The sequence below is a fragment of the Saccharopolyspora sp. NPDC049357 genome, from assembly GCF_040677225.1.
In the GTDB taxonomy this organism is placed as follows: Bacteria; Actinomycetota; Actinomycetes; order Mycobacteriales; family Pseudonocardiaceae; genus Saccharopolyspora.
Genome location: NZ_JBFAQJ010000009.1, coordinates 16,425 through 42,992, shown reverse-complemented (window position 1 = coordinate 42,992; position 26,568 = coordinate 16,425). Strand labels below are relative to the sequence as shown.

At 70.8% G+C, this 26,568-nt stretch carries 21 protein-coding genes, 1 tRNA gene and 1 pseudogene; 9 read left to right on the top strand and 14 right to left on the bottom strand.

Annotated elements, in window-relative coordinates:
- Positions 1-12: 12 nt before the first annotated feature.
- Positions 13-1,305: a DUF1266 domain-containing protein gene (locus AB0J91_RS10110; protein ID WP_363866203.1), complete on the top strand. Its 1,293-nt coding sequence runs from the start codon at positions 13-15 to the stop codon at positions 1,303-1,305.
- A 182-nt stretch (positions 1,306-1,487) separates the two neighbouring features.
- Positions 1,488-2,582 (top strand): DUF2637 domain-containing protein, encoded by a 1,095-nt coding sequence (locus AB0J91_RS10105; protein ID WP_363866201.1) that lies wholly within the window; start codon positions 1,488-1,490, stop codon positions 2,580-2,582.
- Positions 2,583-2,591: 9 nt separating this feature from the next.
- On the opposite strand, the pseudogene AB0J91_RS10100 reads toward AB0J91_RS10105, so the two are convergent.
- From AB0J91_RS10100 to AB0J91_RS10080, 5 genes and pseudogenes are all read right to left on the bottom strand, one after another.
- Positions 2,592-3,757, bottom strand: a pseudogene (locus AB0J91_RS10100) (FAD-dependent oxidoreductase).
- Positions 3,758-3,777: 20 nt separating this feature from the next.
- Complete coding sequence (locus AB0J91_RS10095) at positions 3,778-4,404, bottom strand: helix-turn-helix domain-containing protein (protein WP_363866198.1); 627 nt, start codon at positions 4,402-4,404, stop codon at positions 3,778-3,780.
- Positions 4,405-4,434: 30 nt separating this feature from the next.
- Positions 4,435-5,391 carry a threo-3-hydroxy-L-aspartate ammonia-lyase gene (locus tag AB0J91_RS10090; RefSeq protein WP_363866508.1) on the bottom strand — a complete coding sequence of 319 codons (957 nt, stop codon included), beginning with the start codon at positions 5,389-5,391 and terminating at the stop codon, positions 4,435-4,437.
- Positions 5,392-5,763: 372 nt separating this feature from the next.
- On the bottom strand, positions 5,764-6,402 hold the full coding sequence (locus tag AB0J91_RS10085) for a LysE family translocator (RefSeq protein ID WP_363793504.1): 639 nt from the start codon (positions 6,400-6,402) through the stop codon (positions 5,764-5,766).
- 71 nt (positions 6,403-6,473) lie between these two features.
- Positions 6,474-6,550 (bottom strand) — tRNA-Thr (locus AB0J91_RS10080).
- A gap of 173 nt (positions 6,551-6,723) precedes the next feature.
- Here AB0J91_RS10080 and AB0J91_RS10075 point away from each other — a divergent pair.
- The 6 genes from AB0J91_RS10075 to AB0J91_RS10050 all read left to right on the top strand — a co-directional run bounded on the left by AB0J91_RS10075 (position 6,724) and on the right by AB0J91_RS10050 (position 13,485).
- Entirely contained in the window at positions 6,724-8,148 is a 1,425-nt protein-coding gene (locus AB0J91_RS10075) for an FGGY family carbohydrate kinase (protein ID WP_363866195.1), read from the top strand.
- Positions 8,145-9,041 carry a hypothetical protein gene (locus AB0J91_RS10070; RefSeq protein WP_363866192.1) on the top strand — a complete coding sequence of 299 codons (897 nt, stop codon included), beginning with the start codon at positions 8,145-8,147 and terminating at the stop codon, positions 9,039-9,041. The genes AB0J91_RS10075 and AB0J91_RS10070 overlap by 4 nt, the downstream gene beginning before the upstream one ends.
- Before the next feature lie 68 nt (positions 9,042-9,109).
- Entirely contained in the window at positions 9,110-10,486 is a 1,377-nt protein-coding gene (locus tag AB0J91_RS10065) for a sugar porter family MFS transporter (protein WP_363793510.1), read from the top strand.
- Positions 10,483-11,070, top strand: a complete 588-nt coding sequence (locus AB0J91_RS10060) for an AAA family ATPase (protein ID WP_363866189.1) — start codon at positions 10,483-10,485, stop codon at positions 11,068-11,070. The genes AB0J91_RS10065 and AB0J91_RS10060 overlap by 4 nt, the downstream gene beginning before the upstream one ends.
- Positions 11,019-12,044, top strand: coding sequence for a LacI family DNA-binding transcriptional regulator (locus AB0J91_RS10055; RefSeq protein WP_363793515.1), 1,026 nt, complete (start codon positions 11,019-11,021; stop codon positions 12,042-12,044). The genes AB0J91_RS10060 and AB0J91_RS10055 overlap by 52 nt, the downstream gene beginning before the upstream one ends.
- 76 nt (positions 12,045-12,120) lie before the next feature.
- Entirely contained in the window at positions 12,121-13,485 is a 1,365-nt protein-coding gene (locus AB0J91_RS10050) for a hypothetical protein (RefSeq protein WP_363866185.1), read from the top strand.
- A gap of 9 nt (positions 13,486-13,494) precedes the next feature.
- On the opposite strand, the gene AB0J91_RS10045 is transcribed toward AB0J91_RS10050, so the two are convergent.
- From AB0J91_RS10045 to AB0J91_RS10025, 5 genes are all read right to left on the bottom strand, one after another.
- A complete protein-coding gene (locus AB0J91_RS10045; RefSeq protein WP_363866182.1) occupies positions 13,495-14,718 on the bottom strand; it encodes a DNA polymerase III subunit delta' in 1,224 nt (407 codons plus the stop codon).
- Positions 14,719-14,782: 64 nt separating this feature from the next.
- Positions 14,783-17,587: a type I DNA topoisomerase gene (gene topA / locus AB0J91_RS10040; RefSeq protein WP_363866179.1), complete on the bottom strand. Its 2,805-nt coding sequence runs from the start codon at positions 17,585-17,587 to the stop codon at positions 14,783-14,785.
- Positions 17,588-17,893: 306 nt separating this feature from the next.
- The gene (locus AB0J91_RS10035; RefSeq protein WP_363793522.1) at positions 17,894-18,478 is read right to left on the bottom strand and encodes a hypothetical protein; all 585 of its coding nucleotides are present in this window, start codon (positions 18,476-18,478) and stop codon (positions 17,894-17,896) included.
- Positions 18,479-18,646: 168 nt separating this feature from the next.
- Positions 18,647-19,276 (bottom strand): hypothetical protein, encoded by a 630-nt coding sequence (locus AB0J91_RS10030; protein ID WP_363866176.1) that lies wholly within the window; start codon positions 19,274-19,276, stop codon positions 18,647-18,649.
- A gap of 161 nt (positions 19,277-19,437) precedes the next feature.
- The gene (locus AB0J91_RS10025) at positions 19,438-21,744 is read right to left on the bottom strand and encodes a sodium-translocating pyrophosphatase (protein WP_363866505.1); all 2,307 of its coding nucleotides are present in this window, start codon (positions 21,742-21,744) and stop codon (positions 19,438-19,440) included.
- Between the two features lie 432 nt (positions 21,745-22,176).
- Here AB0J91_RS10025 and AB0J91_RS10020 point away from each other — a divergent pair, with 432 nt between their 5' ends.
- Positions 22,177-24,570: a DEAD/DEAH box helicase gene (locus AB0J91_RS10020; protein WP_363866173.1), complete on the top strand. Its 2,394-nt coding sequence runs from the start codon at positions 22,177-22,179 to the stop codon at positions 24,568-24,570.
- 145 nt (positions 24,571-24,715) lie between these two features.
- Here AB0J91_RS10020 and AB0J91_RS10015 read toward each other — a convergent pair whose 3' ends face one another.
- The 4 genes from AB0J91_RS10015 to AB0J91_RS10000 form a co-directional block, all read right to left on the bottom strand.
- Complete coding sequence (locus AB0J91_RS10015; protein ID WP_363793530.1) at positions 24,716-25,381, bottom strand: bifunctional DNA primase/polymerase; 666 nt, start codon at positions 25,379-25,381, stop codon at positions 24,716-24,718.
- A 337-nt stretch (positions 25,382-25,718) separates the two neighbouring features.
- Positions 25,719-26,063: an Rv3654c family TadE-like protein gene (locus AB0J91_RS10010; RefSeq protein WP_363793532.1), complete on the bottom strand. Its 345-nt coding sequence runs from the start codon at positions 26,061-26,063 to the stop codon at positions 25,719-25,721.
- On the bottom strand, positions 26,060-26,371 hold the full coding sequence (locus tag AB0J91_RS10005; RefSeq protein WP_363866170.1) for a TadE family type IV pilus minor pilin: 312 nt from the start codon (positions 26,369-26,371) through the stop codon (positions 26,060-26,062). Before AB0J91_RS10005 ends, AB0J91_RS10010 begins: the two co-directional genes overlap by 4 nt.
- Complete coding sequence (locus tag AB0J91_RS10000) at positions 26,368-26,559, bottom strand: DUF4244 domain-containing protein (RefSeq protein ID WP_132626413.1); 192 nt, start codon at positions 26,557-26,559, stop codon at positions 26,368-26,370. Before AB0J91_RS10000 ends, AB0J91_RS10005 begins: the two co-directional genes overlap by 4 nt.
- Positions 26,560-26,568: the final 9 nt, after the last annotated feature.

Below are 26,568 nucleotides of genomic sequence, written 5' to 3'. Positions count from 1 at the left end.
AAGTTCGTGCCCGTGACTCCTCCGCTCGGCGGGGCTTCTGGCCCGTACTACACCGTGGGTGAGGTCGACGATCACGACGAGATCGTCCCGATCATCCCCAGGGACCAACCGTTCGTTCCGCCGACCGCAGTCGAAAGAGAGCTCTGCTCAGCCATCCTCGACGAAGACCCCTGGTCCTACCTGTGCGTGGTGGCCGCGACCGGCGTGTACCACCCGGTGGCGCTGGTGCACGCGCACAGCAACCCGGCGAAGCGGCAGATGGTGACCTCGACGCTGGGGGACGGGCGCATCGCGACCTTCGTCTACACCCAGGACATGCTGCCGCGGCCGCATCCCTACCTGGTGTACGAGTTCGTCTCGCTGCGCGCGCTGTCGGAGATCATCCCGGACGAGGTCGACGTGCTGGTGGTCAACGCGAACACGCCGTGCGAGCTGTACCTGGACGTCACCGACGAGGAGCGGGAGCGCTGGCAGGCCGCCTACGAGCGCTTCGGCGCACCGGGTTTCAGCGGCAACCGGCTGGTGACCCGGTTGAGCGGGGGCGCGGAGCCGACCGAGCTGCTGCACGGCCTGGCCTGCGGTGCGCACCTGTGCTTCCTCAACGGCGAGGCGTGGAACAACCTGGACTGGCACGGGCTCGGCTACAGCGGCGAGGTGGAACGGCTGTCCGAGGGCTGGGGCGTGAAGGTCCGCCAGGACTGGATCAACCTGCAGAACCGGCTGCTCAACTGCGATGTCAGCACCTCGGACTGGGATTTCGTGCTGGGCGCGCGGAACTTCCTGGTCAGCACCGAGGGCCCGCAGGTGGATCCGCAGCGGTGGCGGGAGTGCGTGGACGCCACGATCCGCAACAACATCGCGGCCAACGTCCCGGGCGCGTCGGCCGAGCGCGGCGGGAGCCCGGAGGTCGACTCCTACGCGGACTTCCTGTGCGGGCTGGTCGGCAAGATCATCCGGTACGAGGCGCGGTTCCGGGCCGACGAGCTGCTGCCGCCGAGCGGCTACGTGCGCACGGTCGCCGCCTGGGACCTGGGCAGGGCGTCGAAGATGGCCCGCTGGGGGCGCGGTGCCCGGTACGCCACGCAGGCGGAGATGTACGAGGCGCTGGACCTGGTCGGGCAGGAGGTGCGGTCCCGCTACTCGTCGTGGGCGGAGTTCTCGGTCGGCTACGTCCTGGGCCGCTGCCTGCACTTCGACGACGAGGCGTTCGGCGCCACCTACACCGATGTGCTGGAGGCGCACCGCGCGTTGCTGACCGAGCACGGCAGCCCGTGGCTCACGGTCCCGTTCCGGACGGAGAGGTGAGCTCCGGATCACTCCAGTTCTTCGCAACTGCGATCTGATCGCTCTGAACTGGGGTGTTCGTGGTCTTGGCGAGAAGTCGCCAATAACAATGCATGCCGAGCGCTCTGGTGTTGTCACCTGATCGGGTGGTGTTTGTCTACCATCAGCGGGTCCCGCGATGACCCGGCTGCATTGGACCGACGTTGAGCGAGCAACCGAGTACGAGATCCGGCCACGGGCTCTGGCTTTCCCGCGCCGCCCTGGGGTTCGTCGCCCTCGCCGCGCTCATGGGCTGGGGTGCGAGCTTCGTCGGCCTGCACGCCTACGGCCAAGACCAGATGGTCGGCTTCAGCTACTGGACCGCCTGGCTGATCCCGGCGACCTTCGACGGCGCCGCCTTCGGTGCCACGCTGATCACCTACCGCGCCTCGATCTACGGACGCAGCGCCGTGCGCGGCCGGCTCCTGATGTGGACCTTCACGGCGATCTCGTCGTGGATCAACTGGATCCACCAGCTCACCCCGGAAGCGCGCATCGTCGCCGCCGGTCTGCCGGTCGCCGCCGTCGCGGTCTTCGACGTCGTGCTCGCCGAGCTGCGCGCGGACTTCGAGGAACGCCACGGCAAGCGCCGCCTGCGGCTGCGCCCGGGACTGCTCGTGCTGCGCTGGCTGGTCGACCGCGACGGCACCTCCGGCGCCTTCCGCCGCCAGGTCACCGACATCCCGGTCTCGGAGATCGCCGGTCTCGGCAAGCAGGACGAGGCCATGCGGCCCGCGGCGATCGCCTCCACCTCCCCGGAACCCGCACCGGTTCCGGCCGAGCGCACGCCCGCTCCGCCTCGACCGACCCAGGAGCTCCCGCCGCAGGCCGCCGAGATCCGCCCGGAACCCGCCGCGCGCGAACCCGTCGTGCGCGAGTCCGTCGTCCGCGACGTCGGGCCCCCGCCCGAGGAGCGCGAAACCACCGCAGCGGAAACGGAGACGACCGAGCGCGACGACGATTTCGACGAAAATCGCTCGGAGGAAACCACTTCCACCGGGTCGCACGAGCGCCCGCACCTCTCGGAGCAGACCCTCACGCTGCCACCGGTTCCCGCGGACCCGCTCAGCGACGAGGACAAGCGGACCTTCGCGCGCCGCGACTACCGGCTCTCGCTGGAGATCGGCGAGCCGATCACCGGCGCCCAGCTCGGCAACCGCTACGGCTTCTCCGAACGCTGGGGACGCCGTCAGATCGCCGCGGTCCGGGTCGAGATGGAGCAGGACGAGGAGGCCCGCGACCTCGTCGCGGTCCACTGACGGCGGCGCTCACGCCCCCGCGGTGAGCGCCTCCACCAGCGCCTTGCGGTGCTGCCGGGTCTGCTTGGGCATGTTCCAGCCCAGAACGCCGACGGCCCGGCCACCGCGGTGGTGCAGCTCGACGAAACGCCGCTCGGCGCGGTCGCCTTCCACCACGGTCACCTCGTCATCGGGCGAGAGCACCCCGTGGACGTGGATCTTCGCGTCGAACTGGTCGGTCCAGAAGTACGGGACCGGCCGGTACGCGCGGTCCCCGCCGAGGATGTTGTCGGCGACGGCCATCGCCTGCTCGCTCGCGTTGGTCCGGTTCTCCAACCGGATGACCCCGAACTCCGGGTGCTCCCACCGGGCCACGTCACCGACGGCGTAGATCCCGTCGGCCGCGCGGCACCGGGAGTCGCAGACCACCCCGCGGTCGACGATCAGCCCGCTGCCCTCCAGCCAGCCGGTCACCGGATCAGCGCCGATGGCCACCACCACGACGTCCGCGGGCAGCACCTCGCCGCCGACCAACCGGACCCCGCTGACCTGACCGCCGTCGCCGACCAGGCCGTCGACGGCGGCACCCAGCCGCAGCCGGACGCCCTGATCGGTGTGCAGCGCTCCCAGCGCGGCGGCGGCTTCCGGGCCGAGCTGGGCCGCCATCGGCGCGGCGAGCGGGCCGGTCAGCGTCACGTCCAGCCCATCCCGCTCGCGGTCGCGGCGATCTCACTGCCGAGCACGCCCTCCCCGACCACGACCAGCCGCTTCGCGGCCAGCAGGTCGGCGCGCAACGCGACGCCGTCGTCCAGCGTGCGCAGCACGTGCACCCCGGCGAACCCGTCCTGACCGGGCAGCCTGCGCGGGCGGACTCCGGTGGCGACCACGACCGAATCCGCTCGCAGCTCGCGTCCGGACTCGGTGCGCACGGTGCGCGCGGCGACGTCCAGCGCCACGGCCGGATCACCCAGCACGAACTCCGCGTCGAGCTTGTCCAGCGCCTCGGGGCTGCGCAGGCTGGTCCGCTCGGCCTCCCACTGCCCTGCCAGCACCTGCTTGGACAGCGGCGGCCGGTCGTAGGGCGGGTGGGATTCGGCGCCCAGCACCGTCATCGATCCGTCGAAACCCTTGCGCCGCAAGGCGTCCGCGGTGGTCAACCCGGCTGCCGCAGCACCCACGACCAGAACTTCGCTCACGTTCGGTGTCCTCTTCCGGCTCACTCGGTGACGGGCGCCAGCCAGAGGCCGGTGAGCGCGTCGATCACGTTCTGGGCGGTTTCTTCCCAGGTCAGCCGGGCCGCACCCTCGGCGAGGGCGCGTTCCTGCTCGGCCATCATGTGCACCAGCACGTGCCGGGTCATGTCGTTGCGCACGATCTTGGCGCGCAGCGGGAGGTCCGGCTGGCAGTTGTTGAGACCGTCCATCACGCGCATGAGCGTCGGCCCGGACAACGCCTCGGCGACGACGAGTTCGCGCAGCGCCGGGTCGCTCATCAGCTGGGCCGAGAAGCGCGCGAGCGTCGAGCCGCGCAGCGAGGCGTGGTGCTCGACCGAGGGCAGCACCAGGCAGGTCAGCCAGTCGCGCACGTCGCGGGAGTCGCCGATCTCACCGAGCAGCCGCTCGCGGTTGGCCTCGACGGGTTCGGCGTGCCTGCGCACGATGGCGCGCAGCAGATCGGCCTTGGTCCCGAAGTGGTAGCCCACGGCGGCGTTGTTACCCTGACCTGCGGCTTCGCTGATCTGCCTGTTGGACACGGCGAAGACGCCCTGCTCGGCGAAGAGCCGTTCAGCGACGTCGAGGATGCGCTCCTTGGTGGCACTTGCCCGGGAGGTCGCGGCGCTCATGCGCGCCAGCTTAAGTCACGTGACTGATTCTTAGCTACCCAGCAGATTCGCATAGCGCTCCAGGTCGACGTTGCCGCCACTGATGATCACACCGATCCGCTTGCCCTCGAACTCCGGCGCGGCGGCTCGGACGGCGGCGAACCCGAGGCACCCGGTGGGCTCGACGACGATCTTCAGGTAGGTCGCGAACAGCTTCATCGCCTCGACGAGCTGGTCATCCCTCGCGGTCAGGATGTCGTCGACGTCCCGCCGGATGATCTCGAAGGTGTGCGCGCCGAGGTGCTGCGTCTGCGCCCCGTCGGCGATGGTCCGGGGCGTGTCGATGTGCACGATCTCCCCGCTGCGCAACGACCGGAGCCCGTCGTCGCCGGCCTCCGGCTCGACCCCGTGCAACCGGCACCCGGGAGACGCAGCCCTGGTGGCCAAGGCCGTCCCGGACAGCAGCCCACCTCCGCCGAGCGGCACGAACAACGCGTCGAGGTCCCCGACGTCCTCGAAGAGCTCCTTGGCCGCGGTCCCCTGCCCGGCGATCACGTCCGGGTGGTCGTAGGGCGGGATGAGCGTCAACCCCTGCTCCCGGGCCAGGGCGTCCCCGATCTCCTCGCGGTCCTCGGAGTAGCGGTCGTAGCGCACGATCTTGCCGCCATAGCCGCTGGTGGCGGCCACCTTCGAGGCCGGAGCGTCATGCGGCATCACGATCGTCGCGGGCACCCCCAGCAGCTGAGCGGCCAACGAGATCGCCTGTGCGTGGTTCCCGGACGAGTAGGTCACCACGCCTGCCCGCCGCTGCTCCTCCGACAGCTTCGACACGGCGTTGAAGGCCCCGCGGAACTTGAAAGCCCCCATCCGCTGGAAGTTCTCGGCCTTGAAGAAGACCTCGGCCCCGAGCTGCTCATCGATCAACCGGGACCGCAGCACGGGAGTCCGGTGGGCGACCCCCTCCAACCGCTCCGCGGCGGCGACGACGTCCTCGAACCCCACGACCATCCCGACCTCCACGGTTGTCACCCCGAACCCTCCCGGGCACCGGGCGTCACACGATAGCCGTTCGTCCACCAGATGCGGATCCGTCAGCCGCACCGCACCCGCGATGCGCGCACCGGAGGAGAAATCTCGTTCCGTGCGAACAACCTTCGGCGTGGCCGCTGCGTCGTACGGACGAAGACCGTCGCAGGCCCCGGCTTTCACCGGCGGTTGTTTCGACGGCGCCGGCACGACCACGCCGCAGGCCGTCGAGGCCCGCTCGGCGAAGGCGGCGGCGAGGTGGTCCAGAACCTCGGGATCAAGCAGCCGCAGGTCCCACAACAGCGAAGACCGCAGGTCACTGGGGATGACCTGCGGTCTTCTGCCGCTTCGGGATCAGCTGGGGCGGCTGGTGGCCATCTTGACGGCGAAGAAGCCCAGCAGGGTGCCGGAGGCGACGCGCTGCGCGCGGAGCACACGGGGGTGTCGGGCCAGGTACCCGGCGAGCGCGGCGGCGGTGAGCACGATGAGGCCGTTGACGGTCACGGCGACGACGATCTGCGCCATGCCGAGCTGGAGGAACTGCCACCACGTCGCACCGAGCGCGGGATCGACGAACTGCGGGATCAGCGCGGTGTACAGCAGCGCGATCTTGGGGTTCAGGAGGTTCGTCAGCAGGCCCGTGCCGAACAGACGAGCAGGCGAGTGCGGCACCAGATCGCGCAGTTCGAACGGCGACGCACCGCCGGGGCGCAGGATCTGCCACGCCATCCACGCTAGGTAGGCGGCGCCCAGCAGCTTCACCACGTGGTATGCCTCCGGCACCGCCACGAACAGCGCCGACAGGCCCGCGGCGGCGGCGACCAGGTAGACGAGGAACCCCAGCCCCACCCCGGCCAACGACACGAGTCCGGCACGCCGTCCCTGCGAGGTCGCACGCGATGCGAGGTAGACCATGTTGGGCCCGGGAGTCAGCACCATGCCCAACTCCACGATCACGACACCGAGCAACGAGGCGAGCGGCACGAATTCCACCCGCCGAACCTACCGGAGGGGCGAAGCGAAACCGGCCACTTCCCGATTTCTCGGAAAGTGGCCGGTCGCGGTGGAGCCGCCTGGGGGAATCGAACCCCCGACCTACGCATTACGAGTGCGTCGCTCTGGCCGACTGAGCTAAGGCGGCAGTGCGCGGACAAGTGTAGCTGGCCTGATCCGGAGCTCAGCGGGACCCCCCGGACTCAGTTTGACATCGATGTCCGAACTGTATCGAAAAAGCTTTGACATCGATGTCCAGCACCTGTTCAGTGGCCTCCGAGAGCGGCGGAGCGGCCGCGCGACCAGCGAGGAGGTGCCGGGGTGGGCTTCGCGACGACCGAGGCGGTCGTGGGCGTCGACGTGGGAAGCACCGAGATCAAGGCGCTCGTCGCCGATCTGAGCGGTGTGACGCTGAGCGTCCAACGAACGGCCACCGACTGGCACCGATGCGCGGGTGGCGGCAGCGAACTGCCCGTCGACGTGCTCCTCGATCGCGTGCTGTCCGCGCTGTCAGGAGCCGTGCGGGTGGCCGAGGAATCCGCGCGGCGGCTGACCGTCGTCGGAGTCGCCGTCACCGGCATGGCCGAGTCCGGCGTGCTGCTCGACCGCGGCGGAGACCCGCTGCACCCCGTCATCGCGTGGTTCGACCAGCGCGGCGCCGAGGAGCTGGCGCTGCTCCCCGACGAGCTCGTCGACACCTTCAGCGGGCGCACCGGTCTGCCGCTGAGCCCGCTGTGCTCGTTCGCGAAGCTGAACTGGCTCTCCGCGCGCGGGATTTCGCCACGCCTCGCCGAGAAGTGGCTCAACGTGCCGGAACTCGTCGCCTCGGCGCTGGGCGGCGAGGCCGTCACCGAACCCTCGCTGGCCTCCCGGACCGGGCTGCTCGACCAGGGCGCGCGCGGACCGTGGGAGCCGGCGTTCCAGCAGCTCGGCCTGCGGACCTCCGCGCTCCCGCCGCTGACCACCGCGGGCACCCCGATCGGCCGGGTCGACCACCCGGGCGTCCCGGACGCGGTCCGGGGAGCGGTGCTCACCGTCGCCGGGCACGACCACCCGGTCGCCTCGGTCGCCAGCGGCGTCTGGCACGGGGAGCACCTCTTCGACTCCTGCGGCACCTCCGAGGCGCTGCTGCGCGTCGTGTCCGCTCCGCTGCGCGACGACCAGCGCCGACGGCTCACGGCGAACGGCGTCGCGCAGGGCGCGCACGTGCTGCCGGACCGCTGGATCCTGCTCGGCGGCACCCGCGGCGGGCTGCTGCTGGACCGGGTCCTCGCGCTGCTGGGACGCCAAGGCCAGCGGTCGCGGGCGGAGCTCGACGAGCAGGCCGTCGCGAGCCCCGGCTCGACGGGCTCGGTCCTGATCAGCGGTGCGCACGCGCGCAGCGAGCACGTCTCGGTCCAGCTCGTCGGATCCGACGTCACGCCCCTGACGACCTGGTCGGCCGCCCTGGACCACGCGATGGCCGAGACGGACGCGGTGATCGAGCTGATGTCAGCCGAGGCCGGGCCGCACGAGCACGTCACCGCCGCAGGCGGGTGGACCCGGATGCGCAGCTTCCGCGCGGCCAAGCAGCGCAGCCTGCCCGCCGTCGAGTACGCGCGAGTCGACCAGCCCAGCGCCTACGGCGCCGCCCTCTTCGCCGCGCAGGCCGCCCGGCTCGCCGCAGGCGAGACCGGGGTGTCCGCAGTGGACATCGCCCGCGAATTCACCGGAAACACCCTCACAACCGCAGGAGTTCAGCTGTGACCCTCGCCGACATCGCGCGATCCGACGGCACCTTCGCCATCGTGGCCCTCGACCAGCGCAACACCCTGCGCCGCATGTTCACCGCCGCCGACCAGCCGGTCGACGACGACGTGCTGCGCACCTTCAAGGGAGACGTCATCGCCGGGCTCTCCCCGAGCGCCAGCGGCCTGCTCGTCGACCCCGACTTCGGCGTTCCCGCTGCGATCGCGGACGGCAACCTCGCCCCCGGCGCCGGGCTGGCCGTCGCCGCGGAACCGTCCGAGCGCGGCAAGTTCGGCGACGAACCTCTCACCCGCCGGGAACCCGCCCAGAACGCCGCGTGGGTGCGCGACATGGGCGGCCACGCGGTGAAGTTCCTCGTCCAGCTGCGCGCCGACCGGGACCGCTCGCTCGGTGGGCGGGACGTGTCCGCCGAGGCGCTGGACGCCACCGCGCAGGTCGTCGCCGACTGCCGCGCGGACGGGGTGCCCTCCGTGGTGGAGAACCTGATCTACCGGTTGCCCGGCGAGACCGAGCTCACCCCCGAGGCCCGCGCCGACGCGATCATCGAGGCCGCCCGCGCGCTCAACGACCTCAAGCCCGACCTGCTGAAGCTGGAGTACCCGGGCTCGGCCGAGGCCTGCCGCCGGATCGCCGAAGCGGTCACCGTGCCGTGGGTCGTGCTCTCCGCCGGTGTCGGGTTCGAGGAGTTCCAGGAGGTGCTGCGCATCTCGTGCGACGAGGGCGGTGCCTCGGGATTCATCGCGGGCCGCGCGTTCTGGAAGGACGCGGTGGCGTTGGAGCCGTCCGAGCGGCGCCCCTTCCTCTCCGACACCGCAAGGCGCCGGCTGGACGCCTGCGCGTCCGCCATCGACGGCAGGGCCACGCCCTGGACCGCGATCGCCGACGACTGACCCGCTCCCGAAAACCCTCAGGAACAGGAACTTCACCGGCAACGAAGCCGGAGAGATGAGGTCCGACCGTGGTCTCCACACCGGTCACCCCACCCACCCCCGCCCCCGCGAGACGAGCCGTCGTCGGCGCGACCGCGGTCGCCGCGCTCGGCGGCCTGCTGTTCGGCTACGACACCGGTGTCATCTCCGCAGCGCTGCTCTACATCGCCCCGGCGTTCCAGCTCTCCGAGATGTGGCAGCAGATCGTCGTGGCGTCGCTGCTCGTCGGTGCGATCGTCGGCGTCGCGGTCGGCGGCATCGTCGCGGACAACCTCGGCCGCCGCCGGACGCTGTCGATCACCAGCCTGGTCTTCACCGTCGGCGCGGTGATCTCGGCGGTGGCGCCGAACCTGCCGACGCTGCTGGGTTCTCGATTGCTGCTCGGCTTCGCGATCGGCACCGCCTCGCTGTCGGTACCCGCCTACATCGCGGAGATCGCACCACCGGAGAGCCGCGGCCGGCTGGTCTCGATCAACCAGATCATGATCAGCTCCGGCATCCTGTTCTCCTACCTGGCCGGTTTCCTGCTCGCGGAGGCCGCGGCCTGGCGGTGGATGCTGGGGCTGGCGGCCGTGCCGTCGCTGCTGATGTTCGTCGGTCTGCTGAGGCTGCCGGAGAGCCCGCGCTGGCTGGTCTCCCGAGGCCGCCTGGACGACGCGAGAGCCGTGCTCCGCAAGGTGGTCGGCGCCGACCGCGTCGAGTCGGAGCTGACCGCGCTGTCCTCAGCGGTGACCGCCGAGCGGAACGTGACCTACCGCGACGTGCTCCGGCCCTCGCTGCGACCCGCGATCTACCTCGGCATCGGGGTGGCCGCGGTGAACCAGCTGGTCGGCGTCAACGCGATCACCTACTACGCGCCGACGCTGCTGACCAAGGCCGGTTTCGGTGAATCCGCGGCGATCCTGTCGTCGGTGGGCATCGGCGTCGCCAACGTCGCGTTCACGCTGGTCGGCCTGCTGCTGATCGACCGGGTCGGGCGGCGCCCGCTGCTGCTGGTCGGACTCGGCGGCGTGGTGGTGTCGCTGGTCGTCATCGGACTGCTCTACGCCGTCACCGACCTCAGCGGCATCTGGGCCGTGGCGCTGGTGGCCTTCCTGATCATCTACGAGGCGATGTTCTCCGCCAGCATCGGTCTGGCGATGTGGCTGATCAACAGCGAGATCTTCCCGACCGCGCTGCGCGGCAAGGCGGGCAGCTTCGGGATGTTCACGCACTGGGGCCTGAACCTGATCATCTCGCTGACGGTGCTGAGCGCGTTCGAGGCGTTCACCCCCAGCGGCCTGTTCTGGCTCTACGCGGCCTTCGGCCTGATCGGCTTCTTCTACCTGAAGAAGTACCTGCCGGAGACCCGCAACCGCACGCTGGAAGAGGTCGAGGAGATCCTGCGGGCGAGGGCGCGGAAGTGACACCGGTCGCGCTCCTGATCTCCGGCGAGCCGGCCAGCGGCAAGACCACGTTGGGCGCAGCGGCGGCCGAGCGGTACTCGGCCGCCCTGCTCGACCTCGACGTGATCACCGGCCCGCTCACCGAGCGGTTCGGCACCCGCCTGGACGACCCGGAGGTGCGGGAAGCCCGCTACGCGGCGCTCCTCGACACCGCGGTGGACACGCTGCGGGTCGGCACCTCGGCGGTGCTCGTCGCCCCGTTCACCGCCGAGCGCACCGACCCGCGCCGGTGGTCCGCCGTCGCCGGGCGGCTCCGCGCGACAGGTGCCGAACCGCTGCTGGTGTGGGTGGACTGCCCGCCGGAACTGATCTTGACCAGGATGCGCGAGCGGGCCGCCTCGCGCGATTCCGCCAAGCTGGACGATCCGGCGAAACTGCTGGCCACGCGGCCGATCGAGCCGGTCGCGCAGCACGTTAGAGTCGATGCGACAACTCCGATGGCCGAACAACTCGCCGAGCTCGACCGGCACTGCCCGAGCGGAAGGGAGCAGGCGTGCGCACAGGCAACGCCACGCTCTACGACGTGGCCGCTGCGGCCGGAGTGAGCCCGAAGACCGTCTCCCGCGTGATCAACGGAGCCGCCGGGGTCTCCGAGGCCACCCGCCAACAGGTGCAGACCGCCATCGACGAGCTCAACTACCGGCCGAACTTCCACGCCCGCTCGCTGCGCGTCGGACGCGACGAAGCCATCGGCGTGGTGCTCGAATCGCTGTCCGACCCGTTCTTCGCCACCATGGCCAGCGTCATCGAGGAGCACGCCCTGCAGCGCGGCCACGTCGTGCTGGCCTCCAGCGTCGGTGGCGACCCGGAGCGCGAGCACAAGCTCGTGCAGAGCCTGCTCCAGCGCCAGGTCTCCGGCCTGATCATGGTTCCGGTCAGCGGGGACCAGAGCTACCTGCGGGCGGCGGCGGGGCAGACCCCGGTGGTGTTCGTCGATCGCCCCGCCAGATCCGCCGACGGGCTCGGCGCCACCGTGCTGGGCGACGACTTCGGCGCCGCGCAGGCCGCGACCAAGCACCTGCTGCACTCGGGTCACACCGAGATCGCGCTGATCGGCGACCGGCCCGACGTCTACACCACCGCCGAGCGGGTTCGCGGATATCGCAGCGCCATGGAGGAATCCCGCGTCGGAGTGCGCGAAGACCTCGTCAAGACCGGCATTTCCAGCGCGACGGAAGCGCGCAGCGCGCTGGACGAGCTGCTGCGCTCGGAACACCCGCCGACCGCGGTGTTCTCCTCCAACGCTCGCTGTTCCCTCGGCGTCGTGCCCGCGCTGCACGCTCGCGGGCGGACCGACATCGCGTTCGTCAGCTTCGGCGACTTCCCGATGGCCGACTCGCTCTACCCGGCGGTCACGGTCGTCGACCAGGACCCGGCCGCGGTCGCCAGGACCGCGACCGAGGAGCTGTTCAAGCAGATCGACGGATCGGCGGCCACCGAGGCACCGCTGTCCCTGCCGTTGCGGCTGGTCCCGCGGGGTTCCGGCGAGATCCCGCTCGCCGCCGTCAGCCGGGTGTGACTCAGGCGTCACCGAACGCTGCTGTGATCGTTGATACATCCACCGAGGCAGTGACGCCTATCACGGAGGATGTCGGATGCGCGCCTTTCGTCGGCTGTGCGCCTGCGCGGCGATCACCATGGCGATCGCCGGGATGTCGATGCCCGCGGCAGTCGCGCAGAGCGCGTACCCCACGACGCCGACGCCGCAGCCGCAGGATCCGAACCAACCTCCCGGGCGCGTTCAGGAGGACATCCCGCGGCCGGTCATCGGCGATGCCGGGACGATGCTCGGGATCGTGCGCCTGCTGCCCGCGACCGCGCCCGGCGACGCGTTCTTCAACGACCCCGAGTTCGAGCGCAAGCTGCCCAAGCAGGCCGTGCTCGAAGCCGGCATGGGCCGCGCCGTGGCGCAGGTGAACTCCGAGGCCTACCTCGCCCACGAGCACTCCGTCGCCGAGGCCTCGCCGTTCGGCGTCGGCATCATGGGCTACGTCCCGCAGGTCCCGGGCGGTCTCTCGCAGAACGCGCTGTCCGACCACGATGCGCCGACCACCAGCGCCCTGACTCCGCCGTCGTCCCCCGCCGACCAGCTGGTCAGGCTCAGCGGGTTGAACGGCACCGTGCACGCGCGGTGGAACCAGGAGACCGGGCCGTGCGGGGTGGCTCCGCTGTCCGAGGCGCGCTACTCGATGGCCTCCGGTTCGGCGCTCGACCAGGTCCCCGGGCTGGGCGGTTCCGTGCTGGAGGTCCCGTCGATCGCCGAGGCGCGCTCCAGCGTGCGGCTCGCCGACGTCCCCGGGCAGATCGGCAAGGCCGTGACCTCGACGTCGGAGCTGCAGATCTCGCAGGTGAAGCTGTTCAGCGGTTCGCCGCAGGAGATCTCGGTCGACGTCGTGGGACGGCCGGTGGTGGTCGCCACCGCGACCGGTGATCCCGCCACCACCCGCGTCGACTACTCCGCCCCGGTGCTGCGCATCAGCCAGGGCGGCCGGGAGATCGCCGTGCTCGACGCGGCGAACCCGACCGAGGACGTGCCGATCCCCGCGATCCCCGGCCTGGACCAGCGGGTTCTGGACCTCGGCGTGCTGCGGCTGAGCCTCGGCGAGCTCAAGCGGGAAGCGATGGGCAACGAGATCCGCGGCACCGCCAGGCTCTTCGACCTCAAGCTGATCGACGGCACGAAGCTGGGACTGCCCACCGCTCTGGCCCAGATCTCCTTCGGCGAGCAGGTCGCGCGGGCCGCGGCTCCCGCGGGCGGGGTCAACTGCGATCCCCCCGTCGCCGGCGCCGCGGGCGGAGCGGAGGCCACACCGGCCGCCTACCACCAGGCGCGCACCGAACCGCTCGCGCTGACCAGCGGCAGCTACTTCGCGGTCCCGATCTTCTGGACCGGCGCGGGACTGCTGCTCCTCGGCTCGATCCTCGTCGCAGCACTGCCCCGCCGGAACGCCAAGCACTGACCGGACGGATCACCCGGTGAACAGGGTGGCGAGCATGGCCTCGATCGCGATCAGCGGTTTGACGTTCTGGGTCAGGGCCGTGCGGCATTCCAGGACCGCCTCCAGCCGGCGCAAGGTGGACTCCGACGTCCACTCCGCAGCCGCCTTCGCCGACGCGCGGGCGAAATCCGGGTGGTTGAGGACCGCTTGCGAACCGGTGCGGGTCACCAGGACGTCCCGGTAGAAACCGGCCAGGTCCACCAGGGCAAGGTCCAGGGCGTCCCGCTGGGAGCGGGTGGTGCGGGACTTCTGGCGCTTCTCCAGCTCCTTCAACGCCGCGTTGGCGCCCCGGGTCGCCGACGCCGTGCCCTTGCCGGTCCCGCCCGCGCCCATCGCGGTCTTGAGCTCCTCGCGCTCGGACTCGTTGCGATCCTCGTTCGCCGTGACCGCCTCGGTCTCGGCCAGCTTGACCAGCCCGGACGCCGCCGTGAACACGTCGGCGAAGCGCTGCAGGCCCAGCGGGATGCGCAGCACCGACTCGCGGCGCTCGCGGGCCAGCTCGTCGGTGGCCAGCCGACGGGCGCGGCCGATGTGCCCGCCGCAGACCTCCGCCGCCCACTCCGCCAGCTGCGGGTCGATGTCGTCGCGCTCGCGCAGCACCTCGGCGATCGCGCCGGACAGGGGCGTGCGCAGCTGCAGGACGCGACACCGCGAACGGATCGTCACCGAGACGTCCTCGGGGTGGTCGGACGGCGCGCAAAGCAGGAACACCGTGCGCGGCGGCGGCTCCTCGACCGCCTTGAGCAGCGCGTTCGCCGCGCCCTCGGTGAGCCGGTCGGAGTCCTCGATGAGCACCACGCGCCACTGCCCGGTGCTCGGGCGCCGCGCGGCGGCCTGCACCAGGGCGCGCATCTCGGCCACGGAGATCGACAGGCCCTCCGGCACCACCAGCTTCACGTCCGCGTGGGTGCCGTGCAGGACCGTTCGGCAGGCGGTGCACTTCCCGCATCCGGGAGTCTCGGGATCCTCGCACTCCAGGGCGGCGGCGAAGGCACGAGCGGCGATCGAACGACCGGAACCCGGCGGGCCCGTGAACAACCACGCGTGCGTCATCGCACCCGGCGGCACCGGCTCACCCCGGACCTGCCGACGCGCCGCGTCGGCCGCCGCGTGCAAGGTGCCGACGGCGTCGGGCTGGCCGACGACCTCCGCCCACACCCCGGTCGCGGGTACCTCCGGAGCGCCGGTGCGCATCGCGTCAACTCCCTCGTGCCGAGCTATCGGGTCACGACTCTACGATGCCGCACCGACTCCGCGGTCAGGACTTCGAGGTGGTCGACTTCGACGACGTCGACTTCTTGGCCGCCGTCTTGGTGCCCGTCGACTTCGACGCCGCGGTCTTGGTGCCGGTGGACTTCGACGCGGTGGTCTTCTTCGCCGCCGTGCTCTTGGACGCGGTCGACTTGGAGGCGGTCGACTTGGACGCCGTGGACTTCTTCGCCGGTGCCTTCTTCTTCGCCGGAGCCTTGGCCCGGCGCTCCGCCAGCAGCTCCACGGCGCGGTCCATCGACAGCTCCTCCACCGCGTCGCCCTTGCGCAGCGACGCGTTGGTCTCGCCGTCGGTGACGTACGGGCCGAACCGGCCGTCCTTGATCACCAGGGCCTTGCCGGTGTCCGGAGCCTCGCCCAGCTCGCGCAGCGGCGCGGCGGCGGCCCGACGGCCCCGCTGCTTGGGCTGCGCGTAGATCTTGAGCGCCTCGTCGAGGGTGATCGAGAAGATCTGGTCCTCGGTCTCCAGCGACCGCGAGTCCGTGCCCTTCTTCAGGTACGGGCCGTAGCGGCCGTTCTGCGCGGTGATCTCGTTGCCCGACTCCGGGTCGGTGCCCACCACGCGCGGCAGCGACAGCAGCTTCAGCGCGTCGTCGAGCGTCACGGTGTCCAGCGACATCGACTTGAGCAGGCTGCCCGTGCGCGGCTTGGACTTGTCGCCCTCCGGCAGCACCTCGGTCACGTACGGACCGAAGCGGCCTTCCTTGGCGACGACCTCGTGACCGCTCTCCGGGTCGGTGCCCAGGCTGCGGCCCTCCATCGGAGTGGCGAACAGCTTCTCGGCGATCTGCACCGTCAGCTCGTCCGGCGGCAGGTCGTCGGGCAGGTTCGCCCGCTGCGCCGTCTCGTCCTCCAGCGTCCGCTCCAGGTAGGGCCCGTAACGGCCGACGCGGACGTAGATGGTGCGCCCGTCCTCGTCGTCGAACATCGGGATCGAGTTGATCGCGCGCGGGTCGATCTCCTCCACCGACGAACCGACCAGCTTCTTCAGCCCACCGGCACGGCCGATCGAGTCCTCCGGACCCACTTCACCGCCGAAGTAGAAGCCGGCCAGCCAGCGGGTGCGCTCCTCGCGCCCCTCCGCGATGCCGTCCAGCTCGTCCTCCAGGGCGGCGGTGAAGTCGTAGTCCACCAACCTGCCGAAGTGCTGCTCCATCAGCCCCACCACGGCGAACGCGATCCACGAGGGAACGAGGGCCGAGCCCTTCTTCCACACGTAGCCGCGCTCCTGCACGGTGCTGATGATCGACGCGTACGTCGACGGGCGGCCGATGCCCAGCTCTTCGAGCGTCTTGACCAGGCTCGCTTCGGTGAAGCGCGGCGGCGGGTTCGTGGTGTGCCCGTCGGGCTCCAGCTCCGGCGCCGTGATCGACTGGTCCTGGGCGAGCTGCGGCAGCCGCGACTCGGCGTCGTCGGCGACCCCACCCGCCTCGGAGTCCACGGCCTCGACGTAGGCCTTGAGGAAGCCGGGGAAGGTGATGGTGCGACCGGACGCGGCGAAGGTGCACTCCTCACCGCTGGTGGCGGTGCCGCTGATGCGCACCGACAGCGTCGTGCCCTTCGCGTCGGCCATCTGGGAGGCGATGGTGCGCTGCCAGATCAGCTCGTAGAGCTTGAAGCCGTCGACATCGTTGGACAGCTCGTTGGCCACCTCGCCGGGGGTGCGGAAGCTCTCGCCCGCCGGGCGGATCGCCTCGTGCGCCTCCTGCGCGTTCTTGACCTTGCGGTTGTACTGCCGCGGCTGCGGCGAGAGGTACTGCTCGCCGTAGAGGTCGCGGGCCTGGTTGCGCGACGCCGCGAGCGCCGTCTCCGACAGCGTCGTGGAGTCGGTACGCATGTAGGTGATGTAACCGTTCTCGTACAGCCGCTGCGCCGTGCGCATCGTGCGGTCCGCCGAGAAGCGCAGCTTGCGGCTGGCCTCCTGCTGCAGCGTGGAGGTCATGAACGGCGCGTACGGCTTACGCGTGTAGGGCTTCTCCTCGACGCTGGAGACGCGCAGCTGGGCGTCGGTCAGCGCCCCGGCGAGCTGCCGGGCCTCGGCCTCGGTGAGGACCTTCGTGTCGGAGTTCTTCAGCCGTCCGTCCGGACCGAAGTCGCGGCCGGTGGCGAGCTTGGAGCCGTCCACCGAGACCAGGCGGGCCCCGAAGCGACGCGGCGAGGCGTCCGGGCCGGCGTCCATGGTCGCGGCGATGTCCCAGTACTCGGCGGAGACGAAGCGGATGCGCTCCCGCTCCCGCTCGACGACCACGCGGGTCGCCACGGACTGCACGCGGCCCGCCGAGAGCTTCGGCATGACCTTCTTCCACAGCACCGGGCTGACCTCGTAGCCGTAGAGGCGGTCCAGGATGCGGCGGGTCTCCTGGGCGTCGACGAGGTCCTGGTCGAGGTCGCGCGGGTTGGCGGCGGCGGCCTGGATGGCGGACTCGGTGATCTCGTGGAAGACCATCCGGCGCACCGGGACCTTGGGCTTGAGGGTCTCCAGCAGGTGCCAGGCGATGGCCTCGCCCTCGCGGTCACCATCCGTGGCGAGGTAGAGCTCGTCGACCTGCTTGAGGGCGTCCTTGAGCTCGGTGACCGTCGACTTCTTGTCGGCGCTCACCAGGTACAGCGGCTCGAAGTCGTTCTCGACGTCGACACCCAGTCGCGCCCACGCCTGGCCCTTGTACTTCTCGGGCACGTCCTTGGCGTTGCGCGGCAGATCGCGGATGTGCCCACGCGAGGACTCCACGATGAAGTTAGAGCCGAGGTAGGAGGCGATCTTCTTGGCCTTCGCCGGTGACTCGACGATCACCAAGCGCCGGGTAGCGGAGCCGTTCCCGTTGGGAGACCCCGAAGCCCGACCGGCCCCGCCGCCGGCCTTCTTCGTTCGTGTCGACCCAGCCAACGCTTACCTGCTCTCTTCTTCCGGAAGCATCCCTTGCACCCGGCGCCCATCCGTTCGTGTCCCTGGAGTGTGCGCGCCGCACGGTTGGCCGTGCCGCACCGGGAAGGCACAGGGTTGCATATAACACGTCGATATTCGTCGACGTCCTGTTGTACGAACGTATCGGGTTACCCAGGTGTTCCGTTTCGTGACCTGGCGTGATGTGCGTCAACCCGCTCAGGAGACGAGCGGGATCATTCCCTCGATCGCACCATCGGGCAGCGGTCCTACCAGCTCGGCGAGCCTGGCCAGGCGTCTGCGACCGGTCACCCGCAGGGCCGGTCCGCCCGCCCTGACGCCGACGGTCTTGGTCGGCAGGCCGCAGCCGCGCAGGGCCGCCGCGAGCGGCTCGTGCGTGTCGGGAGCGTGCGGGTCGAGCCCGAGGCGGTAGCCGTTGTGGTCCGCCGTGCCCGCCGCGAGCGCCCAGATGCGCAGCGCCCAACCGTCCGGCACGAATCCCGACGGTACAGACTTCACGGCGCCGCGCAGCCAGTGCGCGGCCAAGCCGGTGAGGTCGGAGCGGAACGCGGTGCGGACCAGTGGCCGTCCTTCGTCGGACCGGCCGAGCTCGGCCTGCACTCCCCGCTCGGAGCAGGCGGCGAGCAGGCAGCGGGCGCGCCACTCGGCGTCGACGACCACCGACAGCCGCGCCGCGGTCCCGCGGCCGAACCCCACGGCCTGACCGGGACCGCACAGCATGCCCGCGAGGTCGGCGACGTCCGCCCGCCGAGCCTCTGCCGAGTAGAAGGACAGCTGGTCCACGATCGGGATGCTAGAACAGCAGTTCGAGATTATCCACCAACGTAACCCGATCGATTGAGTCCCGACGCCTGGTGGACACGACTTCAATGGAAATCGGAGCACGGAATTCCACTGAGATCCGGTTCCTGATTTCCATTGAAATCGTGACGTCCACGCAGGTCAGGAGAGTTACTGGGGTTGGCCTGGTTGGGCCGGGGCGGGTTGGCCCGGGGCCGGTTGAGCTGGGGCCGGGTTGAAGAACGGTTTGCAGCCCGGGGCCTGCTTGGCCGCGCCGGCGAGCTGCTGGTTCTTCTCCAAGGCGCCGAACTTGCTGTTGAGGTCCACCTGAGAGCTCTTCTGGAGCTCCGTCTGCAGGGCGGTCATGCCCTCGGTGAACTTCTGCTTGTCGTTCGGGTCGACCTGGTCGGCCTTGGCGCGGGCGCCCACCAGGACGTCGCGGATCTGGACGAAGCCGTCGCGGATGCCCTGGTTGACCTGGTCACCGCCCTCGATCGGGGACGGCGGCAGCTCCTGCAGCCCGCGGACCGTGTCATCGGCGGTCTTGCTCGCCGTGTCGAGCCGGGCGACCACGGAGTTCTTCATCGCCTGGGTGTTGCTCTTGTCCACCGCGGGCAAGTTCTTCTGGGACGCGGAGAAGTCGTTGACCAGCCCGCACAACCGGCCTGCCCACTCGACGCCTTCCGGGCCTGCCGCCTTCGGCGGAGCCGGTGCGGGCTCGGGCGCTGGTGCCGCACCGCAGGCGCTCAGGGCCAGCGGGATGGCCGCGAGCGCCGCGAGGGATGTCGCACGGAACCTCATTGCGAACTCCTCACATGGATCGGAGTAGCTCTCGCTGTGCGCTCGGACTCTCTCGTACCGCCACACCTCCCGGTGAACCCGGGGTCACCCGTCGCAGCGATCGTCCTGCTCACAGCGATGGGCGCCACCCGGATCGGGTGACGCCCATCGTGGAGGCCGATCTAGGCGGGAGCGCCGTTGATCGTCTTGTCGTCCGCGGGCTCGTCCGCGATCGCGGTCGAACGCCGCTTGGAGATCACCACGGCCGCGACGATCACCGCGAGCGCCACCACCGCGATGCCGATCCGCACCGCCGGGTTGGCCGCTTCGCCGACGGCGAAGTAGACCACGGCCGGCGCGATCAGCACCGACACCAGGTTCATCACCTTCAGCAGCGGGTTGATCGCCGGACCGGCGGTGTCCTTGAACGGGTCGCCGACGGTGTCACCGATGACCGTGGCCGAGTGCGCCTCGGATCCCTTGCCGCCGTGGTAGCCGTCCTCCACCAGCTTCTTGGAGTTGTCCCAGGCACCACCCGAGTTGGCCAGGAAGATGGCCATCAGGGTGCCGGTGGCGATGGCACCCGCCAGGTACCCCGCCAGCGGACCGACGCCCAGGCCGAACCCGACCGCGATCGGTGCCAGCACCGCCAGCAGGCCCGGCGTGGCCAGCTCGCGCAGCGAGTCGCGGGTGCAGATGTCGACCACCCGGCCGTACTCCGGGCGCTCCGAGCCGTCCATGATCCCGGGCTTGTCCTTGAACTGGCGCCGCACCTCGTAGACCACGGCACCGGCCGCGCGGGACACGGCGTTGATCGCCAGACCGGTGAACAGGAACACGACCGCGGCACCGATGATCACGCCCACCAGGACGTTCGGCGCGTAGACGAGGAACTCCGATGCCGACAGCTCGCCGGCCACGTCGGCCAGCGCGGCACCGATGGCGTCGGTGTAGGAACCGAACAGCGCCGTCGCCGCCAGCACCGCCGTGGCGATGGCGATGCCCTTGGTGATCGCCTTGGTGGTGTTGCCCACCGCGTCCAGCTCGGTGAGGATCTTCGCGCCCTCGCCCTCGACGTCACCGGACATCTCCGCGATGCCCTGCGCGTTGTCGCTGACCGGACCGAAGGTGTCCATCGCGACGATGACGCCGACGGTGGTCAGCAGACCGCAACCGGCCAGCGCGATCGCGAACAGCGCCACCGGCAGCGAACCGGACAGCAGGAACGCGCCGAACACGGCCGCGGCGATGACCGCCGCGGTGTAGACGGCGGACTCGAAGCCGACCGACAGACCGGTCAGGATCACCGTGGCCGCACCGGTCAGCGACGACTTGCCGACGTCCTGGACCGGGCGGTGCTCGGTGGCGGTGAAGTAGCCGGTCAGCTTCAGGATGACCACGGCCAGCAGGATGCCGATGACCACGGCCATCAGCGCGACCAGCGCGGGGCTGCCCGGGGTGGCTCGCACCTCCTCCGACACGCCGGTGAGCTCCGCGAAGGTGCTGGGCAGGTACAGCATCGCGGCGATCGCGCACAGCACCGCCGAGATCCCCGCCGAGATGTAGAAGGAGCGGTTGATCGCGGTCAGCGCGCTCTCGCCCGTGCGGGCCTTGGTGATGTAGACGCCGACGACCGCGGTGAGCACACCGATCGCGGGCACGATCAGCGGGAACAGCAGCCCGTGCGCGCCGAACGCGGCGGTGCCCAGGATCAGCGAGGCGACCAGCGTGACCGCGTAGGACTCGAACAGGTCCGCCGCCATGCCTGCGCAGTCACCCACGTTGTCGCCGACGTTGTCGGCGATGGTGGCGGCGTTGCGCGGGTCGTCCTCGGGGATGTTCTGCTCGACCTTGCCGACCAGGTCGGCACCGACGTCGGCGGCCTTGGTGAAGATGCCGCCGCCGACTCGCATGAACATCGCCAGCAGCGCGGCGCCGAAGCCGAAGCCCTCCAGCACGCGCGGAGCGCCGCCCGCGTAGACCAGCACCACCAGGGCGGCGCCGAACAGGCCGAGGCCGACGGTCATCATGCCGACCACGCCACCGGTGCGGAACGCCACGCGCATCGCCTTCTCGCGGCCCTCACCGGGCTCGCGGGCGGCGGCGGCCACGCGCACGTTCGCGCGGGTGGACAGCCACATGCCGAGGTAACCGATGGCGGCCGAGAACGCGGCGCCGAACAGGAAGAACACAGATCGGCCGATGCGCTCGCCGATGGTCTCGGCGGGCAGCGCGAACAGCACGAGGAACACCACGACCGCGAAGATCGCCAAGGTGCGGAACTGCCGGTTCAGGTACGCCGACGCGCCTTCCTGCACGCCCTTGGCGATGTCCTGCATCTTCGCGGTGCCCTGCCCTGCGGCGAGCACCTCCTTGATCAGGACGTAGCCGAAGGCCAGTGCGGCCAGGGCGATGACCATCACGGCACCGACCACTGCGTAGTCGATGCCTGCGAGCTCGATTCCGGTGGCTTGCTGGGCGAGGTCCATCCGGGACTGCGAGCTCGGTGGTGCAGCGCCCTGGGCCCAGCCATGCTGGACCGGGGTGAGCAGGGACATCCGTCCTCCTGGGTTGTGCTCGGTTCTCACACCGGCGGCCCCGCACGCTCTTACCGGGCCCCGATGCGCGGTAGGCGGCCCCGCCCGGTACGGCCCGTGATCGTTCGCTGGCCGTCCGTGGCGACGTCGTGAACCGGGAGTCTATTCAGACCCCGAGTGGCTTACCTCACGGTGTGATACGCAACTCTCCTCGACGTGCAGATCTGTTACCGAATAATCGATCCAGAAGGGACTTGATCCCCTGTTCGGACATATTTCGATTTGGACCGATCGGGTGACATGAGGTATGGCGTGTCGCAGCGGGATCCGCGAGGACGCGCCCGTCCCCCGGAACACGCTCCGAAGTTGCCCCGAAGGTGGAACATGAGCCGACTCGCGGAGGGGAACACCTGTGCGGGCGCCGATCAGAGCTGTGCAAGGCTGAACGACGTGCGCGAGGAGGACAAGGGACAGCGGCTGCTCCGCCGCGTCCTCGCCGGGATCCCGGCCGACGAGTCGCCAGTGACGCACGTCGAGCACCGCTCGGCCCGGCCCGCCCAGACCGCCGACTGGCCGAAGTGGGCACCGCCCCGGCTCGTCGAGGCGTTCCAGGCGCGTGGCGCGGACCAACCGTGGATCCACCAGGTCGAGGGCGCCGAAGCGGTGCGCGACGGCGAGAACGTCGTCGTCGCCACCGGCACCGCGTCCGGGAAGTCGCTGGTCTACCAGCTGCCGGTGATCTCGCAGCTGCTGGCCGACCCCAAGGCCACCGCGCTGTACCTCTCCCCCACCAAGGCGCTGGCCGCCGACCAGCTGCGCAGCATCTCCGAGCTGGAGCTCCCCGAGCTCCGCGCGGTGAGCTACGACGGCGACACCCCGCAGGCCGAGCGGGACTGGGTGCGCCAGCACGGGCGGTGGATCTTCACCAACCCCGACATGCTGCACTTCGGCGTGCTGCCGTCGCACGGGCGCTGGGCGCACTTCTTCCGCCGGCTCACGCACGTCGTGATCGACGAGTGCCACACCTACCGGGGCGTGTTCGGCTCGCACGTCGCGCTGCTGCTGCGCAGGCTCCGGCGGATCGCCAACCGCTACGGCTCGGACCCGGCGTTCGTGCTGGCCTCGGCCACCGTGTCGGACCCGGCGGAGCTCGTCGAACGGCTCACCGGCGCGCGCTGCCGGGCGATCACCGAGGACGGTTCGCCGCGCGGGGCGCGCACCGTCGCGCTCTGGGAACCGCCGCTGCTGGACGACCTCGTCGGTGAGAACGGCGCCCCGGTCCGCCGCCACGCCGGCTCGGAGGCCGCGCGGATCCTGACCGAGCTGGTCATCGAGGACGCCCGCACGCTGGCCTTCATCCGCTCCCGGCGCGGTGTCGAACTCGCCGCGCTCGCCGCGCGACGCGCGCTGTCCGAAGTGGACTCCTCGTTGCCGGACCGGGTCTCCGCCTACCGCGGCGGATACCTGCCCGAGGATCGCCGCGAGCTGGAACGGTCGCTGCTGACCGGGGAACTGCGAGCCGTGGCCACCACCAACGCGCTGGAGCTCGGGGTCGACATCTCCGGCCTCGACGCCGTGGTCGTCGCCGGATACCCGGGCACGCTCGCCTCGTTCTGGCAGCAGGCCGGACGCGCCGGGCGCGACGGGGACGGCGCGCTGGTGGTCTTCGTGGCGCGCGACGACCCGCTGGACACCTACCTCGTGCACCACCCGCCCGCCGTGCTGTCCCGGCCGGTCGAGGCGACCGTGCTCGACCCCGCCAACCCGTACGTGCTGGAACCGCACCTGGCCTGCGCCGCAGCCGAGCTGCCGCTGACCGAGGAGTCGTTCGAGGTCTTCGGCGGCGAACCCGCGCGACGAGCGGTCGAGGCGCTGACCACCGACGGCGTGCTGCGGCGACGCCCCCACGGCTGGTTCTGGACCGCCCGGGAACGCCCGCACCGCAACGTCGAGCTGCGCGGCTCCGGCGGCCCGCCGATCGCCGTCGTCGAAGGCGAATCCGGGCGCATGCTCGGCACGGTGGATCCCGATTCCGCCTGCTCGACGGTGCATCCGGGAGCGGTGTACCTGCATCGCGGCGAGTCCTTCGTCGTCGACGAGCTCGACCTCGACGCGGCCATCACGCTGGTCCACGAGGAGAGCCCGGACTGGACCACCTCGCCGCGCAACGACGTGGACATCTCCGTGCTGCGCACCGTCGAGAGCCACGACACCGGCGCCGGGGTCGCGGTGCACTTGGGCGAGGTGGAGGTGACCTCGCAGGTCATCGGTTACCTGCGGAAACGACCGACCGGCGAGGTGCTGGACCAGGTTCCGCTGGACCTGCCCGCGCAGACGCTGCGCACGCGCGCCGTCTGGTACACGGTCGGTCAGGACTTGTTGATGGGCAGCGCGCCGGGGGGCGCCGGGCTGGAACCGGCGCGCATCCCCGGCGCGCTGCATGCCGCCGAGCACGCGGCGATCGGCCTGCTACCGCTGTTCGCGACCTGCGATCGATGGGACATCGGCGGGGTCTCAACCGCTCTGCACGCTGACACCGGGGAGGCAACGGTGTTCGTGCACGACGGCCATCCGGGTGGAGCCGGATTCGCCGACCGCGGTTTCGCCTCATTGGTCCCATGGCTGGCCGCGACGCGGGAAGCGATCGCTTCCTGCGACTGCCCGGCCGGATGCCCGTCCTGCGTTCAGTCACCAAAGTGCGGGAATGGCAACGAACCGCTGGACAAGGCAGGGGCGGTGGCTGTTCTCGATGCGGTTTCGGCCGTGCTTCGGGGGTAGCACCGGCGGTCCGGGTGGGCCGCCCGACCGGGCACGATGAGCACTTGGGCTGGCTGGTGCGTGCTCGCGGGAATCTCGTGACCGGTCGGGCCGGGGGCCCTGGGCGCGGAAAACCGGACCGGGTCGGTGCATCACGGCCGCAGGATCACCTGCTCGCTGCGAGAACCTCCGCCACGTTCTCCGGTTGGTCATCGATCTCGATTGCGGTCCGGAGCGCGTCCTGGACGAACTCCGGGCTGGGCAGCTGCCAGGCGCACACATCGGGCTTGACCCTCCAGTGCACCGCACCGCCGGGGTAGACCGACGGTGGCAGCGGAACCCAACTCCCCTTGCTGTGCAAGCGGATGCCGCTCTGCTCGGCCAGCTCGCCGTTGAGCCGACCCCCAGGGGACATCAGGAAGAACCAGCTTCCGGTCGGGGTCGCCACGATCGGCACCGGGAATCCGCCTGCGCGCAGCGCCTTCGCCGCCCGCCTGCCGATCGCGATGTCGACCTCGATGGCCTCGGCCTGGAAACCGGTGGCGAGCAGCAGGTTGTAGGGGTGCTCGTCCCACCAGGCCAGGACCTCGTGCAGGTCCGCCCCCAGGCCGTCCTGCCAGTCGGCCCGCACGGGGGTCGGGCCGTGCAGCCGGCGGCCTCGGCGACCGAGCCACTCACCATCTCGGGGGAAGGTTCCGGGCAACACCGACCAACCACGCGACGCGAAGTCGATTGCCTGCACTCGCAGGTCGATCCGGCTGCTGGTCAGCCCGGCCGGGTGGGCCGGGACGCCGCGGAAGGAGCTCTGCCACCTCTCCGCAGACCATTGCATGTGTCTCCGCCTCCTCGTTCAGCGGTGAACGACCTCGCGCCCTGAGGTCGACCGGCCGGATTTCGGGGTTCCGGCCGATCCCCCGACCTCCTTGTCGGGTGGACCTCGGTTCGTGGCGAACCTGGGCTCGCCGCTCACACATTCAAAGAAACGTCATCCAGCCCCGGGGCGTACAGACCCGGTGCGACGACCGGTCGTTCGGCGACGACGAACGTGAAAGATCTAACACACGCGCTGAAAGATCCATGGCAGTGACGGTGACGCTTCGCCGACCGCTCCACTGCCGGCCGGACCGCTCGCCGACCGCTCGTCGTACTGCCCGCGTAATACACGCGGCTCAACCGGGGACCGGTCCGGCGCGAGCCCGTGCGCTCGGCGGTTGCCGTCCGGCCAGCGGTCCGGGCAGCTCCCCGGCCACCTCGACGCGAACCTCTCGACCGGTCAGGGTGCACGTGAGCAGGCGCGTCCGCATCCCGCCGGTCACCCGTCGGGCCTGCGCGCAGGCGAGTTCGGGTCCACCGATCACGTGAACCGCCGCCGCCAGCGCGGCGAGGTCGGCGGCGCCTTCAGCCCGCTGCCGGGCGGCGATGGCGGTGCCGAGCTGCACGAGCCACCCCAGCAGCACCAGCACGACCAGCGACAGGACCGCCGCGAGCACCGTCGCCGAACCGCGATCGTTCATCCGGCCTCCCCCGGTTCGAGGATCGCGACGGCGTCGGCGCGCAGCCAGTGCGCGCTGACGAGCACCTCGACCTGGTCACCGCGGACCACGTGGGCGTAGTGGGCGCCGACGGGCGCGATGGCGCGCACCGCCTGCTCCGCCCGGGGCGCGTCTCCCCGGGCGAGCAGGCGGGCGGCCTCGACGGCGGCGTCCTGGCAGCGCAGCTGGCCCAGGACCGCCATCCCGCCGAGCAGCAGCAACCCGAACACGGCGACCAGGGAGCAGATGCCCAGGGCCGCCTCCACGGTCACCGAACCCCGGTCGTTCACGTCCCCGCTCCCTGCAGTCCCCGCTGGATGAGGCCGGTCAGCGCCTCTTCGACCGAACCGCTGGTCACCACGGCGTAGAGCGTGGTCGCGAAGGCCACGGCCGCGAGCGTGCCGACCGCGTACTCCGCCGTGGACATGCCGTCGTCACCGGTCAGCGCGGCCCGCAGCCGCCGGATGAGATTTCGCATCGTCTTCTC